This window comes from Enterococcus sp. LJL51, from assembly GCF_049894025.1.
Lineage (GTDB): Bacteria > Bacillota > Bacilli > Lactobacillales > Enterococcaceae > Enterococcus_L.
Genome location: NZ_JBNEQE010000006.1, coordinates 70,193 through 84,246, shown reverse-complemented (window position 1 = coordinate 84,246; position 14,054 = coordinate 70,193). Strand labels below are relative to the sequence as shown.

Here is a 14,054-nt window from a genome sequence, read left to right as displayed (position 1 = left end):
GATTAATCAATCAGATTTCCTTCCCAATCCCGTTCCACTTTCATTTTTGAAACAGGAATATAACCTAAGTCTTCAATTATTCCTTCCTGCACCTCATCGGACAGCATAAAATCGAGAAACTCTTTCGTTAATTCTTTTGGTTCACCTAAAGTATACATATGCTCATAGGACCAAATTTTCCATTCATTCGTTGCTACATTATCATCAGTTGGATCCACACCATCAACTTTCAAAGTTGCCACTTCATCATTGACGTAGGAAAAAGCTGTATAGCTAATAGCACCTGGTGTATCTGAAACGATAGACCGTACCATGCCGCTGGAATCCTGCTCCTGTGCGCGGACAGCTGTTTTACCATCCAAAACCCATTTTTCAAAGGTTGCCCGAGTACCGCTGCCGGCTGCTCTATTCAGAATAACAATGCTGATATCTTTACCGCCTAGCTCTTTCCAGTTTTTTATCTCTCCTAAAAAGATTTTTCTCAAGTTTTCTATAGAGATATCCGTCACACCCACATTTTTATTAATAATTGGTGTGATTCCTGCAACCGCAACTTTGTGATCGACCAGTTTATTCGCTTCAATACCTTTCTTTTCCTCAGCGAACAAATCAGAATTTCCAATTTCAACAGCTCCAGCCTGTACCTGACTCAAACCCGTGCCGCTTCCGCCCCCTTGGACATTAATAAACTTCCCGGGATTTTCACTCTGGAAGGCCTCACTAGCCGTTTCAACTAAAGGCTGAAGCGCAGAGGAACCAACTGCAGTAATAGATTCTCCCCGATCAATCCAGCTGGCACACCCTGAAAGAGCAAGCATACTTATTAAACTAAAAATAATGAATAATTTCTTTTTCATTTCCTCGTAAACCTCCAAATCCATTCAATCAGTTTATTTTAACATTAAGAATTAACAATGAAAATCAAATTACTTAAAATTTCCTTTCATTCAGTTCTTTTGAGTAATAAAATAACAAAAAACTTCAATCAAGCCTAGTTTGCTCAATTGAAGTTTTATATTTTTATTCTGTTTTACCTTATAGCAATGGTGAGATTAAGCGTGCCAGCCCCTCTTTAAGTTTAATAATAAAACCTCTCGCATTGTACTTTTCCTGTGTTAACAGCTCTGACACCTGAGAATCTTCGTAAAAAGAATCTCTAACTTTTTCAGAAAACTCCTGATCATAAATGATTGTGTTAATCTCAAAGTCCAGTCTAAATGAACGAACATCAATATTAGCAGATCCTACTGAAACGATGCCGCCGTCAATAATAACCGTTTTGGCATGTATAAAGCCATTTTCATAGGTTTCGATAATCGCTCCATACTCCAGCAGCTCTGCTGCAAAAGAATACGTTGCCCAATAAACCAGCATATGATCCGGCTTATTAGGAATTTGGATTCTTACATTAACACCAGAAAGAAGTGCCAGCTTAAGGGCCTCATGAATAGATTCATCTGGAATATAATAAGGTGTCTGAATTAAAATTTCCTTCTTAGCTAAAGAAATCATTTTCAAATACGTCATTTTAATCTGTTCATGTTCAGAATCAGGACCGCTGGTCACAATCTGAACAGCCTTTTTACCTACAGAAGTAATTGCCGGGAAATATTGTTCCCGATAGCTTAATTCTTCTGGGTGTTGAGAGTTCCAGTCCATTAAAAACCGGTTCTGCATACTATAAACTGCATCGCCGCAAATACGCAGGTGATTATCCCGCCAATAACCAAATTTGGCGACATTACCTAAATATTCATCCCCCACATTAAAACCGCCAGTATAACCTACCATCCCATCAATCACAACAATTTTTCGATGATTTCGATAATTGATGCGGGGGTTTAAATAAGGTACAAACAATGGAAAGAAAAATGCAACCTCTCCGCCTTCATTTGTCAACCTTTCAAAAAACTTCATATTCACTTGGGTGGAACCCCATGCATCCAGAAGTACGCGAACCTTTACTCCACGTTTTGCAGCATTAATCAGTTCTTCCCGAACCTCTTTCCCAAGGGTATCCGCACGATAAATATAGTACTCCATATGGATATGGTCCTTCGCCCGACGAATATCTTCAATCAGTGCATCAAATTTTTCACGTCCATCTGTATATAAAATAATATCGTTATTCGTTGTATACATGGAGCTTTCAAAAATCGTCAGCATATAAATCAACTGTTTGGGCTTTACTTCGCCAGTTGGCGGATGAGGAAACAGCCCTCTCCTCAAGGCATTCTTTTCATTTTCGATTTCGGCGTTCATACCAATTTTGGCCTGCATCTTCATGTCAAAGATTTTATCTTTAGATATTCCCCGTCCAAGAAAGATATATAAAACGAATCCCACAATAGGGACAAAGAAAAGAACCAATAGCCAGGCCCAAGTTTGAGCTGTTTCCCGTCTCTCACGAAAAACAATAACCAGCGAGAGCAAAATATTAGCAATAAAAATAATTACAAAGAAATTATCAATAAAAAAATTCATACATTCACCTCTAACTACGCTTTCCCACACTAGTAAGGATATCTAACTTGTCATGAGAAGTAAAGAAAAAAGAGAATGAAATGATTTTTCAAACAAATCATTTCATTCTCTTAAGCTTTTATATCTTCAAGAATCGGCGCATAGATATTACTGAACCTACAGAGCCGATAACAACTCCTACACCAATCATCAGTAAATTCAACTGCCACAGGAATTCTTCTGGCTTCAACATTGAATAGTTTGAACGCAGCAGCTGCAGATTCAGAACTTTAAATGCCTGATGATAACCAAAAGTCAGAAGGACCATTGGAATAATAGCTCCCAACAGACCGATCCAGGCACCTTCCAAGAAGAAAGGCCAGCGGATATATCCATTTTTCGCCCCAACTAAACGCATGATTTGAATCTCACGTTGTCTTGACAAAATAGTAATTCGAATCGTATTTGAAATTAGAAACACTGCTACGAATAGTAGTAAACCTGCCGCAGCAAGTCCCCAAGTCTGAACGGTTTTAGCTAATTGGAAAATCTTATCAGAAGACAATCCGCCATAATCGGCTTTAAATACATTTGCCAGCTTACCAGCTTCTTCAGAGATTTTCTTTGTTTGTTCTGGTTGTTTTGCACTTAAATAATACACATCGTATAGCGGGTTGCTGTCTCCTTCAAAAAGATTCCAGGCATCCCCCATTTGATCTTGAATTTTTTTAAGCTGCTGATCTTTATTAGAGTATGAAATACTTTCGACATTTGGAATTTTGCCTAATTCGCCTTCTAATGCCTGCATTTCCTCTGCTGTTGTACCAATATCAACAAAAACTGAAACTGTTACGTTTTCAGAAATATCCTTTGCCAATTTCGTTGCATTGAAAATCACTGCCATAAAAATACCTACAAGTATTAATGTGATTGTCACGGCACTTGTTGAAGCTATCGTCATCCAGCCGTTTCGCTTCAAACTTTTAATACTCTCAAGTAAATGAGTAAAAAATGTTCTAATCATCGTAGCCGTAATCCCCTTCCGCTTGATCTCGAATAATCCGTCCGTTCTCTATCGCAATTACCCGATGACGGATGGTATTTACAATCGTACTGTTATGTGTTGCCATCACAACCGTAGTTCCCTGAGCATTAATACGATCCAATAACTTCATAATCTCCCAGGAATTTTCGGGATCAAGGTTACCAGTTGGTTCATCAGCAATCAGAACTTTAGGCATATTTACGATTGCCCGTGCGATTGATACACGCTGTTGCTCCCCACCGGAAAGCTCACTTGGAAATACCCGTACTTTGTGCTTCAATCCTACAAGATCCAATACTTCCATAACGCGTTTCTTAACTTCACGAGGTTTTCTTCCAATTACCTGCATAGCATAGGCAACATTTTCATAAACAGTCTTTTTGCTTAACAGTTTATAATCCTGAAAGACAATCCCGATTTCTCTTCTCAGATAAGGAACTTCATTGTTCTTAATTCTAATCAGATCGTGACCGGCTACCTTTAGGCGTCCCTTTGTTGCTTTTTCTTCGCGGTACATCAACTTGATAAATGTAGACTTTCCTGCACCAGATGGACCTACAACATATACAAACTCACCTGGTTTTATTTCTATTGAAAGATTTCTAATAGCAGTTGTACCATTAGAATACTTTTTCATTACATCTTTCATTTCAATCATGATGTTTTCTCTCCATCTCCATAATAAAATCACTGCTTATTATAACATTAATTTATTTCAATCCTCTTTCAACACTTTACAGTTATATTTCATTTCAGTAAAGAGCTTAGCTGATTTGCATTTTTAAATAAGCATCGATAAATCCGTCAAGATCTCCATCCATGACTGCCTGTACATTTCCTGTTTCAAAATTAGTCCGGTGGTCTTTGACCATCGAGTACGGATGAAAAACATATGAACGAATTTGTGAACCCCAACCGATTTCCAGCTGTTCGCCACGCAGATTTGCTGCTTCCTGCGCCTTTTTCTCCAGTTCCAGCTGATAAAGCTTCGCTTTCAGCATAGACATTGCCTGTTCCCTATTTTTTAGCTGTGAACGTTGCGCCTGACTTGCTACAACCGTTCCTGTCGGGATATGAGTAATTCTGACCGCAGATTCTGTTTTATTAATATGCTGACCGCCGGCACCGCTTGCACGATAGGTATCAATTTTCAAATCATCAGAATTAATCGCTACTTCTACTGTATCATCCAGCTCTGGCATTACATCTACCGAACAAAAAGAAGTATGTCTTCGTTTAGCAGAATCGAAAGGTGAGATACGAACTAAACGATGGACGCCTTTTTCAGATTTGAGATAGCCATAAGCGTTATATCCTTTAATTTCCAGTGTTACACTTTTTATACCGGCTTCATCTCCAGCAAGATAATCCAATGTTTCCACTTGAAATCCATGACTTTCTGCCCAGCGCGTATACATCCTTAACAGCATGCTGCCCCAATCCTGAGACTCGGTTCCGCCAGCCCCCGGATGTAGTTCAATGATAGCATTGTTCTTATCATACGGCTCATTTAATAGTAGGGAAAGCTCATAAATCGACAATTTTTCAGTCAATTGCTGGATTCTGTCAACTAGTTCCTCATGAATCTCTTGGTCGTATTCTTCCTGTTGAAGCTCATTCATCACTTCCAGCTCCTCCAGCTCTTCCGCAAGCTGATTAAACTGCTGAAACTTTTCTTTATAGACATTTGTTTCATTGATCAACTTCTGTGCTTCTTCGGTGTTATCCCAGAAACCAGGCTCTGCCATTCGATGTTCAGCCTCTGCAATATCCTCTTCCAGCTGGTCTAAGTCAAAGAGACCCCCTAAAACTACTTATTTTTTCATTCATATCATCTAATGAATGACGAATTTCTGCATTTTCCATCTATCTTAAAACTTCCTTTCCTTTAAATCAATGTTAGCAATTTACTCCTTAAACTTCTATCTAGTAAAATGATTATTTACTCATTTTACCAGTACAAAGTAACTTACACAAATCCTTCCGGAAATGCAACGTGTTTTCCATTATTTACACTGCTCTTAAAACTTTTTTAGACTGCTGTTCTCGTCAAAACAACAAGTAAAGGCAGGGACAAGCCCCGCCTTCGCTTTTATTTAGGCATTTTTTCCGTGACAGTTTTTGAATTTCTTGCCGCTGCCGCACGGACATGGGTCATTTCTTCCCACTTTTTGTACCTGAACAGGTTTCTTCTTCCCAGAAGTATTACTTTGTTCTTCTGGAGTTTCACCTGGATGAGTTGCTTCACCTTGGGCGACCTGCTCCCGTTGAACATTTTGACGAAGTTCCGATTTCATAAATAGACGGGTAACTTCAAATTCAATGGCTCCAACCATGTCCTCAAACATTTGATAACCTTCTGTTTGATACTCAACCAAAGGATTATTTTGACCATAGGCACGTAAGCCCACAGATTGGCGTAGCTGATCCATTGCATCAATATGGTCAGTCCATTTTGTATCAACCACTCTCAAAATAACAACCTTTTGGAATTCAAGCATTTGCTCAGGACCACTTAGTTGTGCTGCTTTTGTTTCATAGATTTCTTTTGCAGCATTATATAAGTAATCTTTAATCTCTTCTGGTGTTTTCCCTTTGATATCCTCAATAGAAATAGCATCTTCATGCAGGACAGCTGATCCGGCAAAATCTACGATTCCTTCCAGATTCCAGTTTTCTTTTTCTAATTGAGTATGACTGTCAACAACCCGGCTGATTGTCCGTTTTACCATATTCATCAATACATCTGTTAAGTCATTTTCTTCCATGATGACTTCCTGACGCTGCGCATAGATGACTTCACGCTGCTCACGCATCACGTCGTCATATTGTAAAACGTTCTTTCGAGTATCATAGTTGTTTCCTTCCACTCGTTTCTGAGCAGATTCAACTTGTCTAGTCAGCATTTTACTTTGAATAACAGCATCCTCGTCTTCGATCTTCATGCGATCAAGGAAAGCTTTAATTCGTTCTGAACCAAAACGTTTCATCAAATCATCTTCCAAAGAAAGATAAAATTGTGAAATCCCTGGATCTCCCTGACGACCGGAACGTCCGCGAAGCTGATTATCTATACGACGAGACTCGTGCCGTTCTGTACCAATAACGGCCAAGCCGCCTAATTCGACAACGCCCAAGCCAAGTTTAATATCCGTACCACGACCAGCCATGTTGGTTGCTATCGTAACCGCACCCTTTTGACCAGCATTCATGATGATTTCTGCTTCTTTAAAGTGATTTTTAGCATTCAATACTTCATGCGGAATTTTTTCTTCATTTAACATGTTAGACAACAGCTCAGAAGTTTCAACCGCTACTGTCCCTACCAGGATAGGCTGACCATTATGGTAGCGTTCCTTGATATCCTGTACAACTGCTTTAAACTTTGTATCCAGTGTAGGATAAAGTAAGTCCGCACGATCATCACGAACGATTGGTTTATTTGTAGGAATTTGAATAACCTGCATATTGTAAATTTCACGGAACTCTTCTTCTTCTGTTTTCGCTGTACCGGTCATCCCAGACAATTTTTTATACATACGGAAGTAGTTCTGGAAGGTAATAGTTGCCATTGTTTTTGTTTCGTCTTCAATTTCAACGCCTTCTTTTGCCTCAATCGCCTGATGCAAACCATCAGAATAACGGCGTCCATCCATAATACGCCCAGTAAATTGGTCGACAATAAGAACTTTTCCATCCTGTACAACGTAGTCGAAGTCACGAATCATGATGAAGTTTGCACGCAAAGCCTGCTCCATATGATGCGTCAATGCTGTGTTTTCAATTTCGTAAAGGTTATCCAAACCAAAAGCTTCTTCAACTTTTTCCATACCTGCTTCGGTAAGACTAATCGTTTTAGACTGAACGTCGATTTTGAAATCTTCTTCTTCTTTCAGTTTTTTCACAACTAAATCTGTACGTGTATACAGAGCAGTAGACTTTTCAGCCTGTCCTGAAATGATTAATGGAGTACGAGCTTCATCAACTAAAATAGAGTCCACTTCATCAACAATTGCATAGTTCAGCGGACGCTGTACCATTTGATTACGGTAAACAACCATATTGTCTCTCAGATAATCAAAACCTAGTTCATTATTTGTGCTATATGTGATATCCGCATTATATGCCGCACGCTTTTCTTCTGCTGTTTTTGAGTTGATATTCAGACCAACACTCAATCCAAGGAAATTGTACAACTCTCCCATTTCACTTGAATCACGAGTTGCCAAATATTCATTGACTGTTACCACATGGACACCTTCACCGGATAAAGCATTCAAATATACCGGCATTGTAGCTGTCAAGGTTTTCCCTTCCCCTGTTCTCATCTCAGGGATGTTGCCATCGTGAAGAACAATCCCCCCCATAAGCTGAACACGGTAAGGATATAAACCTAATACCCGCTTTGCACCTTCACGAACTACAGCGAACGCTTCAGGCAGCAGTTGATCTAAGGTTTCGCCTTTTTGATAGCGTCCTTTCAGCTCATCTGTTTTGCCGCGAAGTTCATCATCACTTAATTGTTCCATTGCTGAAGCAAAGCTATCAACCTGGTCTGCAATCCCTTCGAGACGTTTTAGTTCCTTTTTATCGTTTTCAATCATCTTTCTAAGAAAATTTGCCATTTTTCAAGTGTTCCTTTCAATTAACTCTATTTATTTTTCTACAAATCACACAATCATTTTACCTGAAATGTACAATCATCCTTCTTATTTTATCATTACTTCATAAGAAAGGAAATAACTTATCCTAAGAATTACTTAAATATTTGTATGTACTCACAATAAAAGCTGGAGAAAAGCACCTGCTTTACTCCAGCCGACTGTTCTACTTGTTTAAGAATGAAACAGCAGTTACTTAGTCTGTTTCGATTAAGCCGTATTTACCATCTTTACGACGGTATACGATGCTTGTTCCATTAGTTTCAGAATCTTCAAAGATAAAGAAATTATGTCCCAGCATGTTCATTTGCAGAACTGCTTCTTCGCTGTCCATTGGTTTCAGTGATAAACGCTTTGTACGTACGATATCAAGTTCAGATGTTTCTTCTGAATTGTCATCTTCTGTGAAGAAAGTTGCTGGCTGTGTATTGCCTAAGCCAGTTTCACGTGATTTACGATTGATTTTTGTTTTAAATTTACGAATTTGACGTTCTAATTTATCTACAACTAAATCAATACTTGCATAAAGATCTGGAGACGTTTCTTCCGCTCTCAATACTAAATATGGAAGTGGAATCGTCACTTCAACTTTTGCAGTTTTTTCAGTATAAACTTTCAAATTAACATAAACTGTTGCTTCAGGTGCATCGCTGAAGTATCTCTCCAGTTTTTTAACTTTTTTCTCTACATAATCACGAATCGCTTCTGTTACTTCGATGTTTTCTCCGCGCACATTATATCTAAACATAACAATTGCCCCTTTCATCTACCACTAAAGAGGGAACTAAAAGGACCACTCTTCCGCTCCCTCTTCTTACTTCCATTATAGCTAACATTTGGATATTTGCCAACAAAATTACTACTCAAATTTCGTTCAAATATTTCAAATTAGCGAGCTAAAGAAAAAGTTTCAATTTTTTCAACCGGATATTCCAAAAATAATTCAGCCGCAAAGAAAAGTGTTCTCCCTGTCGTATATATATCATCAACTAAAATAACACTTCTTTTTTTAAACTGCTGCTTATTCTCTGCGTTAATACAGAAAGGCTGCTGTCCTGCTAACCGCTCTTCCCTGTTTTTTTGTGCCTGAGGTCTTTCTTCATTATTTCTTAATAAAAGCGGAGAATATGAAATTCCTGCTCCTGTTAAGAGTCCTTCTACTTGATTGAACCTTCTTTCCTTCAACCGTTGTTCCGATAATGGAATTGGAACAATCAGATAATCATTTTTATTTTTTAGATACCCACTAATTTCTTTTGAAAAGCTGAAGCGCAACTGATAATTTCCTTTAAACTTATATTCTTCAAACCAATGCTTCATTTCTTTATTGTAATGAAACAATGCGGTATGCTGAAACTTGTAGTCTGGGTATTTTTGTTGCCACAAGCGACAGTCATCACAGTGACTGGTCTCTTGCTGCTCTCGACAACAGCCTGGACAGTTTGCTCCTTTTTCAATCAGTCGAAAATTACTGAGACATTCATTACATAGTTCGTTAGCATGAATAGAACGAAGCAATAAAAGCTCCGGGATTGGAAGTAGCTTAACAATTTTCTGGTTACAGTACAAACAGTTCATCTATCAACCCTCGTTTTCTAGCCAACTGATTCATCTTTTTAATTTGATAAATACTAGTTTTAACTGCTTTGGTCTGTCCGTCACATAAAAAATAGACTTTTGCATTGGTGAATTCTGCCTTGCGATCAACTCTTCCAGCAATTTGGACTAATACAGATTCTGTAAATACCGGACGTTCTGCTCCCAGAACAATTACAGACACCCGCTCGAACGTTACTCCACGTTCCAAGATAGTCGTCGTCAGAAACAAACGGAATTTTTGGGCTCTCATCCCCTGAACCTTTTCTAACCGTTTTTCATCTTTGGAATGGACGGCCTCTATTGCAAGGTCCTTCATCTCTTTATTTATTATAGGATAAAGCATTTCCAGTATTTTAATGCTTGGACAAAACAACAAGATGTTATTTTGAGCTACTAATAACCGAATCATTTCTTTTAATTCTTTAGGAATGAAGCCTTTTTTAATTTGTTTATACCAGCCCGCACACCTTTTGACTATTGGAACAGGTAGTACCCTTCGATGATATCTAGCTGGTAAAACGATTGTAGCTAGCTGACCTTTCCCCATCTCATTTAAGAGCTTCTTTGTCGGTGTTGCCGTCAGATAGACAAGGCTGCCCTCCTCTTTCAGAGCATTCTGTGCGCCTCTATGAAGTATTTCTTCATCTATATAAGGAAAGGCATCCACCTCATCAATTATTAGTAAATCAAAAGCTTGATAAAACCTCAACAACTGATGTGTTGTACAAACAACCAGCTTTGTATAACGATAAAGTTCTTCCACTTTTCCATGTAAAAGCAAAATATCTTCAAAAGGAAACACCGCTTTAATTCGTGGAAAAAGCTCTAGACAGACGTCAACTCTAGGAGAAGCGATACAAATCCGACTGTCTTTTTCTAATAAGGCATGGAGCGTTTCAAACAGCATTTCTGTCTTGCCTGCCCCTGTCACTGCCCACACCATACCATTTTTCTTGATTTCAGTAAGATGACGTAACTCATCTGAAACGACTTTCTGCCCGTCAGTCAATGTTCCGTTCCATGAAAAGACCACTTTCCTCGACTCTGTTTCAGGCTCAGGCAAATGATAAAAAACTTCTGTGCTGTCTACTCTTCCCATTTGAATACATGACGGACAGAAAAATATCTCACTACTTAAATGGACAGCTGATTTTTCATGTATGCTTCCACAACGGCAACAACTGACTCTTTTATGGGTTATTTCCATTGCAGGTAGTTGAATAGCCTTGGAAAATTCTTCGATTGCTGTAAGTTCCTTCTTCATAACTCTTCTTCCGGTCAGTTCATTCATTCGTTATCCCTCCAAAAAGAATATTCGCAAAAGAATAAAGTATCAATTAAAAAAAAGCTCAAAACTGTTTGTAAACGGTTTCGAGCTTTTTTAATTAATTTTTCAGTTTCTGCACTATACTAAATAAGCCATTTTGATTTTAATAACTTATTAAAAACAACATATTCTTTCTCTAAATTAACCTGAGCAACTTGATAGCTTGCATTTAGCCAGCCATAAGCGCCTTTTTCAGGATGTTTATAATCATTTGCCCACCAGTCAGAATCTTTACGAGCTGTTTTAGGGAGACCAGAGTACGGAAAAAGCAACTCATCAAACTGAGTGAAAGTCAAAGTCACCTGTGAACCACCGTTTTCTTTCAAATACTGTGTCACATGATCATATTTCTTTGATCGCTCTTTTGCCATTTGATCCCTCCTTTTTAATATTATCTCACAAATCATTGAAGATTCAACCACTTGAACTTATTTTTCAAGCGGTTTCTAGTTGCCTAACCTGTTTTTTTTACCTATACTTATAGTATTACCTAAATGAAAAGGAAGAGCCCATGATTGATCATTATTTTACCATCCGTCAGGATGGTCAGAGTGAATTAGAGATAAAAAAATCACGCTTTATTTGTTTTTTAAAGCGTGTTTCAACAGAAGAAGAGGCGAAAGCATTTATCGCTGGAATAAAAAAAGAACATTGGAAGGCAAATCATAACTGCAGCGCATTTATTCTAGGAGATCAAGGAGAGATTCAGCGCAGTAGTGATGATGGAGAGCCTAGCGGAACAGCTGGTATTCCTATGCTGGAGGTTTTGAAAAAACAGGAGCTGATTAACGTAGCAGCTGTTGTCACCAGGTATTTTGGCGGAACGAAGCTAGGGGCGGGTGGACTGATTCGGGCTTATAGTCATGCTGTCTCTCAAGCAACAAATGAGATTGGTATTGTTGAAGGTAAGCTTCAACAGGAAATTATTTTGGATATCGCCTACCCGCAGCATGGAAAACTACAGAATTTTTTGGAAGCCAGCAGTTACACAGTAAAGGATACTCAATTCAGTGAGAAAATTTCAGTTATTTGTCTAGTGGATGAGCATTTAACTAAACAATTTATTGCGGAAGTTACTGATATTTTAAATGGACAATTTTCGTACATCGAAGGAACAACCAGTTATCATGAGATTCCCGTAAAAAAACTGTGACATAAAATGTCACAGTTTTTTTCAGTCTTTAGCAGATAAATACTTTTATGAACTTTTTTCCCAAAGTATTTATCTTTAACTATAAATGTTTTTTGAAATAATAATCAACTACTGATTTTTTTGTAAAGTTCATTCGTTTTATCGAATGTGTAGCCGTTAGCTAGCAAAACACCACATGAGCCTAAATTTTCAGGTTCCGGCTGAACAATAATCCGTTCGGCATTTTCCGATTGAAATACAGTATCGGTTAGTAGAACAACGATTTGTTTACCAATCCCTCTACCTAAATACGCGTCTTCTCCAATCATATAATCAATGCTGAAGGTGCCTTCCAGTTGTTCAGACCCGTGCCATGTTTCACCACTCTCTGAAAATTGATAATACTGACAAAAGCCGATTGGCTGGTCATTGTGCTCAACAATAAAGTGGTGTAGAAAGCTAAAAGCTTCCCGCCGCTCTCTAACTTCCAGTAGCCAGTCTTCAGGGTCGTGATACCAACGTGCCACATGCTCTTTTTTCATCCAGCTTTCAAATAAACAAATATCTTCGTCTGTAAATGGTCTTAATGATAAATTCATAGTAAGTTCCTCCAAATAGTTTAGATTTATACATTCATTTTAAATCTATCTATTCGGCGGGCCTCGTATTCTATTTTCCTTTACAATTTAGCAGGGATATCTAATTCTCATCGTTCTTCCTCCTCTATTTTTCTAAGTAAAATTCAAATCGATTACCAGCGTATTGTGTTCGTACGTACTCAAACGGACGACCATCCTCCAAATAGGATATTTGACGTAGTCTAAGGATTGCTGCTCCACGTTTCATGTCCAAATACTCGGCAATTTGCTCAGATGCAAGCATTGCTGAAATTGTCTGATTTGCTTGTCCAATTTTGTAGCCGCCTTTTTCCTCTAGCGTTTTATAAAGAGACATGCTGATTTCCGATTTACTATACTTTTCTACAAGTGAATAAGGGATACTGGCTACCTCAAAACAAATAGGGACATCATCCGCATAACGAATCCGCTCCATTTTCAAAATAGAATCATCTTCACTTAATTGTAGTTTTTCTAATTCACTGGAGCTTGGTTTAGCAATAAAATAGGAAACTGTTTTACTCGAAGGTACCCGGTTTTGAGAAAGCATTATTTCTGTAAAACTAGTTGTCCCAATCATTCTTTCCTGCACCTTTTGGCGGGCAACATAGGTTCCTGAACCAATCTTTCTTTCAAGAATCCCTTCATCCGCGAGCGTCTGTATTGCTTGGCGCAAGGTCATTCGACTGACCTTAAACTGCACAGCCAGCTCTCGTTCCGATGGTAGACGGTCGCCAATCGCCCAATGACCTTTTTCAATATCTTCTTTTATTTTATCATGAATTTGTAAATATATTGGTAAAGATGAAGTCATCTCTATCCCCCCTCGTTATTTTTCTATCTCAAGTATAACTGGTATATACCTGATTAACAACCATAATTTTAAGTATAGCTTATCAAAAGATAATTCTGCTTTTTTTGGTCTAACTAATGAACAGACAAGAAAGAAGGTTTTCTTCAATTAAAGACAACAAATTGGTCTGTCCTTTTCATCAAGTAACAAGAGTTTAGTTTTGCCAGCGCGGCAAACATTTTTTTAGTTGACTAGTCCAGCTAATTAATCTGCTGTCTTGAAGAGCCTCCGCTTTACTTTGTTTAAGAAGCAGTCTTGTATATACCTTTTATGTAGACAGAAAAAATCCTTCTTATTGCTGTGCAGCCTCGCAATAAGAAGGATGTGAAGTAATAGCTGTTTCGTTTTCAACATCTA

13 protein-coding genes are annotated in these 14,054 nt (G+C 38.3%); 1 reads left to right on the top strand and 12 read right to left on the bottom strand.

The genetic code is table 11. The annotated features are described in order from the left end of the window. Nucleotides 1–2: 2 nt before the first annotated feature. The 10 genes from ACPWSO_RS07995 to ACPWSO_RS07950 form a co-directional block, all read right to left on the bottom strand. Nucleotides 3–857: a phosphate ABC transporter substrate-binding protein PstS gene (locus tag ACPWSO_RS07995; protein WP_426082380.1), complete on the bottom strand. Its 855-nt coding sequence runs from the start codon at nt 855–857 to the stop codon at nt 3–5. Nucleotides 858–1,035: 178 nt separating this feature from the next. Then, a complete protein-coding gene (gene cls, locus ACPWSO_RS07990) occupies nt 1,036–2,484 on the bottom strand; it encodes a cardiolipin synthase (protein WP_426082379.1) in 1,449 nt (482 codons plus the stop codon). 118 nt (nt 2,485–2,602) lie between these two features. Then, complete coding sequence (ftsX, locus tag ACPWSO_RS07985; protein ID WP_426082378.1) at nt 2,603–3,487, bottom strand: permease-like cell division protein FtsX; 885 nt, start codon at nt 3,485–3,487, stop codon at nt 2,603–2,605. After that, nucleotides 3,480–4,166: a cell division ATP-binding protein FtsE gene (ftsE, locus tag ACPWSO_RS07980; RefSeq protein WP_426082377.1), complete on the bottom strand. Its 687-nt coding sequence runs from the start codon at nt 4,164–4,166 to the stop codon at nt 3,480–3,482. The genes ftsX and ftsE overlap by 8 nt, the downstream gene beginning before the upstream one ends. Before the next feature lie 106 nt (nt 4,167–4,272). Continuing rightward, nucleotides 4,273–5,374 (bottom strand): peptide chain release factor 2 gene (gene prfB, locus ACPWSO_RS07975; protein ID WP_426082376.1). Its coding sequence is split into 2 segments (ribosomal slippage): nt 4,273–5,301 and nt 5,303–5,374, totalling 1,101 coding nucleotides; the frame shifts between segments, so codons are not numbered across the junction. A gap of 230 nt (nt 5,375–5,604) precedes the next feature. Then, nucleotides 5,605–8,133: a preprotein translocase subunit SecA gene (gene secA / locus ACPWSO_RS07970; RefSeq protein ID WP_426082375.1), complete on the bottom strand. Its 2,529-nt coding sequence runs from the start codon at nt 8,131–8,133 to the stop codon at nt 5,605–5,607. A 232-nt stretch (nt 8,134–8,365) separates the two neighbouring features. Beyond that, a complete protein-coding gene (gene hpf, locus ACPWSO_RS07965) occupies nt 8,366–8,917 on the bottom strand; it encodes a ribosome hibernation-promoting factor, HPF/YfiA family (RefSeq protein ID WP_426082374.1) in 552 nt (183 codons plus the stop codon). A gap of 140 nt (nt 8,918–9,057) precedes the next feature. Continuing rightward, complete coding sequence (locus tag ACPWSO_RS07960; RefSeq protein WP_426082373.1) at nt 9,058–9,747, bottom strand: ComF family protein; 690 nt, start codon at nt 9,745–9,747, stop codon at nt 9,058–9,060. Next, nucleotides 9,728–11,059, bottom strand: a complete 1,332-nt coding sequence (locus ACPWSO_RS07955) for a DEAD/DEAH box helicase (protein ID WP_426082372.1) — start codon at nt 11,057–11,059, stop codon at nt 9,728–9,730. The genes ACPWSO_RS07960 and ACPWSO_RS07955 overlap by 20 nt, the downstream gene beginning before the upstream one ends. A 119-nt stretch (nt 11,060–11,178) precedes the next feature. Further along, on the bottom strand, nt 11,179–11,466 hold the full coding sequence (locus tag ACPWSO_RS07950) for a DUF7662 domain-containing protein (RefSeq protein ID WP_426082370.1): 288 nt from the start codon (nt 11,464–11,466) through the stop codon (nt 11,179–11,181). A 140-nt stretch (nt 11,467–11,606) separates the two neighbouring features. Between ACPWSO_RS07950 and ACPWSO_RS07945 the strand changes: the two genes are divergently transcribed. Beyond that, complete coding sequence (locus ACPWSO_RS07945; RefSeq protein ID WP_426082369.1) at nt 11,607–12,248, top strand: YigZ family protein; 642 nt, start codon at nt 11,607–11,609, stop codon at nt 12,246–12,248. 104 nt (nt 12,249–12,352) lie between these two features. On the opposite strand, the gene ACPWSO_RS07940 is transcribed toward ACPWSO_RS07945, so the two are convergent. After that, a complete protein-coding gene (locus ACPWSO_RS07940; RefSeq protein WP_426082368.1) occupies nt 12,353–12,826 on the bottom strand; it encodes a GNAT family N-acetyltransferase in 474 nt (157 codons plus the stop codon). Between the two features lie 124 nt (nt 12,827–12,950). Continuing rightward, nucleotides 12,951–13,658 (bottom strand): GntR family transcriptional regulator, encoded by a 708-nt coding sequence (locus ACPWSO_RS07935; RefSeq protein ID WP_426082367.1) that lies wholly within the window; start codon nt 13,656–13,658, stop codon nt 12,951–12,953. Nucleotides 13,659–14,054 lie beyond the last annotated feature (396 nt).